The organism is Pseudomonas sp. GW821-FHT07B01, assembly GCF_059419065.1.
In genome coordinates, this window is record NZ_JBWKRA010000053.1 from 1 (window position 1) to 663 (window position 663).

General features: G+C 58.4%; 1 pseudogene. It reads right to left on the reverse strand.

Features of this window, described 5'->3' with window-relative positions:
* A pseudogene (locus AC07S6_RS27295) lies at positions 1 to 663 on the reverse strand (type IV secretion protein Rhs); the annotation flags it as partial.

A 663-nucleotide genomic window follows, 5' to 3' on the forward strand; every position in this document is an offset into this window, starting at 1 on the left:
GCCGTTGAGGTCGTAGGCATAGGCGGTGCGCTGGCCGTCGAAGCCGGTTTCCTGGCGGATCAGGCCGTTGGGGTGGTAGTCGAGTTGGTAGGTTTCGCCGGCTTCGTTTTCGATCTCGGTGAGCAATAGCCGAGCGTTGTCGTAGCGGTACTTGACCTGGGTGCCGTCGGCGTTGAGACGGCGGCTGATCAGGTGCAGGCCGTCGGCGTATTCGTAGCGGGTGACGTGGCCGAGTTCGTCGCGTTCGGCGATGATTTTGCCGTAGGGGTTGTAGCTGAATTCCCTACAACCACCGCCTGGCAAGACGAGGCGAATCAGCCTACCGACGCTGTCCCATTCATAGGCTATCTGCGCGCCGTGTTCATCCTCACAGGCAACTTGATGCCCCAGATCGTCATAGCGATAGCGCTTGAGCCCACCATTGGGTAATTGCTCTTCAAGCAGTTGCCCGCGTTCGTTCCACACCAGTCGATGGCAACTGTGATCCGGGTACCAAACTCCAGTCAGTTGCCCGTGCTTGTTGTAGCTGTAGTCAGTAACCTCTCCATCGGGATCGGTCCTACGCGTAACATCGCCTTGCTCGTTACGCTCATATTTCCAGACCGCCTCCCCACGCCTGACAACCCGTACAAAACCGTTGTCATGCTCGTAGGACGTTGGCTC